Source organism: Brevundimonas sp. SL161 (assembly GCF_049896985.1).
Classification (GTDB): Bacteria; Pseudomonadota; Alphaproteobacteria; order Caulobacterales; family Caulobacteraceae; genus Brevundimonas.
Genome location: NZ_JAFCVJ010000065.1, coordinates 1 through 2,638, shown reverse-complemented (window position 1 = coordinate 2,638; position 2,638 = coordinate 1). Strand labels below are relative to the sequence as shown.

At 62.8% G+C, this 2,638-nt stretch carries 3 protein-coding genes; 1 reads left to right on the top strand and 2 read right to left on the bottom strand.

Annotated features, from left to right (window positions below; genetic code table 11):
- Window positions 1–50: 50 nt before the first annotated feature.
- Window positions 51–932, bottom strand: coding sequence for an IS30 family transposase (locus ACP7AU_RS17565; protein ID WP_426052258.1), 882 nt, complete (start codon window positions 930–932; stop codon window positions 51–53).
- A 128-nt stretch (window positions 933–1,060) separates the two neighbouring features.
- On the opposite strand from ACP7AU_RS17565, the gene ACP7AU_RS17560 reads away from it, so the two are divergent.
- On the top strand, window positions 1,061–1,864 hold the full coding sequence (locus ACP7AU_RS17560; RefSeq protein WP_426052257.1) for an SDR family oxidoreductase: 804 nt from the start codon (window positions 1,061–1,063) through the stop codon (window positions 1,862–1,864).
- A gap of 121 nt (window positions 1,865–1,985) precedes the next feature.
- Here ACP7AU_RS17560 and ACP7AU_RS17555 read toward each other — a convergent pair whose 3' ends face one another.
- Window positions 1,986–2,273, bottom strand: coding sequence for a hypothetical protein (locus ACP7AU_RS17555; protein WP_426052256.1), 288 nt, complete (start codon window positions 2,271–2,273; stop codon window positions 1,986–1,988).
- Between the last annotated feature and the right edge of the window lie 365 nt (window positions 2,274–2,638).

Genomic DNA, 2,638 nt, shown 5'->3' with positions numbered 1-2,638 from the left:
CCTGATCGCGACCCTCGCCCTGATCGGCGGCTCGATGCTCTATTCCTGGATCAGAACCCGCGACGCCCGGGACGGGCCGGAACGCCCGACCCACTGAGCTTCCCGATCAGCGGCGTGATTGTTGATCGGCGTTCAAGGCTGACCAGCATCACGTAGCGCGAGCGACGCTCGACCAGGGTGGCGACGTAGCTGTTCCGGGATCCGCCGATCAGGTCGCCTTCCCAGTGACACTTCACTTCGCAATCTTCGACGGAGGCGGGACGTTCACTGACGGAGACGGCGTCTTTGATCCGGCCGAGGCCGTTCCGCTTCAGGGTGGCGCGCCTTGAGCGGCGGAGGGTCCGCCGGGCCCTTAGGTGTTCCAGCAGTTCCTTCTTCAGAACGCCTCGAATCTGGATGAACAGGCTGCGGTAGATGATTTCGTGCGACATCTGATTGTGCAACTCCCCCGGCCAGGTGCGCTTGAGCCAACAGGCGATCTGCTCGGGCGACCAATTCCGCCGCAGCTTGTTGGATACTGTCCGCGCCAAGCCGGGTCGGCAAGCCACCTTGCACCGCTTGGGACGCAGGGCCCGGTCCCAGGCCGTCTGGTCGGACCGCGCCGCGCGATAACGATCCGGCCCGCCATTGCGCAGCACCTCGCGACTGATCGTCGACGGTGATCGACCCAGCATCCGGGCGATCCCACGCAGCGAGCAGCGAGTGTTGAGACCGCTGGAGATTTCCTCCCGCTCGACGAGGCTGAGCGCCTGAGAGGCCCGCTTCCAGTCTGGAGGTCGGATGCCGCCCGTCGGCGAAAGCACCGAAAACACCGGCGAGGACTCTCGATCAAAACGTCGCCCGATCGAACTCATCGACTCACCGGCCTTCCAACGATCCCAGATTTCAGCCCGCTGGGCCGCCGAATAGTAAATCCGCCGCCGCTGCTTCATCGCCCACGCTCCCTCTCCAAAGAAAAGTTAGCGTGTTGCGGCCACCGGTTGAGCCCACCACCCAAAGCGGACATTGCAGTGTGTCCTCCTGACGAAGTATTGCCCGGGCCAATATCGAGGCGGGGCGGATGAACAGACTCAAGGAAAAGGTCGCTCTGATCACCGGCGCTGCGCAGGGGATCGGTGAGGCGATCGCACGCGCCTTCGTCGCCGAAGGTGCCATCGTGTGTCTGACAGACATCAACGATGCTTCGGGCCAAACGCTAGCTGCGGAACTGGGCGCTCACGCCACGTATCGTCACTTGGATGTGCGTCAGGAGACCGACTGGGAAGCGGTCATCGATACCCTGCTTGATGCCCACAGGCGGATCGACGTCATCGTCAACAACGCGGGCGTAACCGGCTTCGAGGCCGGCCCCGCGGCGCATGACCCCGAGCATGCCAGCCTCGCAGACTGGCGAAAGGTCCATGAAACCAACCTCGACGGGGTCTTCCTGGGCTGCAAGCACGGCATCCGGGCCATGCGAGTTACAGGCGAAGGCTCAATCATTAACCTGTCATCCCGCTCGGGTCTCGTCGGCATTCCCGGCGCGGCGGCCTATGCGTCGTCGAAGGCGGCGATCCGAAACCACACCAAGACGGTGGCGCTCTATTGTGCCGGGCAAGGCCTCGCCATCCGCTGCAATTCCATTCACCCCGCCGCTATCCTGACCCCCATGTGGGAGCCGATGCTGGGCGTTGGGTCAGAACGCGAACACCGTATGGCCGAGCTTGTTAGTGACACACCTATGCGAAGGTTCGGCCGACCTGAAGAGGTCGCGGCTCTCGCCGTGATGCTCGCCTCCGACGAGGCAACCTACATGACCGGGTCGGAACTCAACCTTGACGGAGGTTTGCTCGCCGGGACTGCAGTGGTTCCGGCACGCGCTTAGTCGACGACGCTGGGGCGAATCTGCGAATGTCGGCTTCCCACCCGCGGGTGACGGTCAGCTCTCGACCCATGGCGGTCGCTCAGCCTGTCTGCTCTCGGGACATCGCCGTCAGACAGTTGGGTCACTCTATTTTCGATGCGGTTCGGTCACAGAGCGGTAGCCAGGCCCCGTCGCGCTTCCACTCCCAAACCAAAACCTGGGTTCGTCCCTCGTCCTGAAAGATGATGGTCGCGCGCTCCGTATCGCCAGACAGGGTCCACTTGTCGCCATCACGTTCGACCCGGTAGTCGCGATAGAATCCATGATTCTCGAACGAGCGCGCGAAATAGCCGCCGTCTTCATCGACGCCCATCACACTCAGGGTGTCGAACCGGTCCCCGGCGATGTCGGCCTTCTCGTCCTGGACCAAGAAGAATCGTCCTGTGTGCCAAGAGCCTTCGTGGACGCTAAGCCATGGTTCACCGTTTCCCTTAGGGTCGTCCCCAGACTGATCGGTCCCGCCATAGGAGGTCCCCCGCGCAGTCCAGCGCCCAACGAATGCCGATAATGCTTCGATCCCCTTATGGCGCTCCATGGCAATTTTCTTCCTTGTCTGGATAAGAACACATTTGCGCGGGACGCGGTTGCCTAGGGGAACCGGCCAACGGACGCCGACGTCCGCTAACCATCTGTGGACGCCCCCTTCAGCGCAAGAGTGAATTCGGGAGTTTCTGACACGTAGTCGGATGCTGCCATCTGTCCGGCCTGTAGTGCGGCGGCGAACCGTCGCTGGCC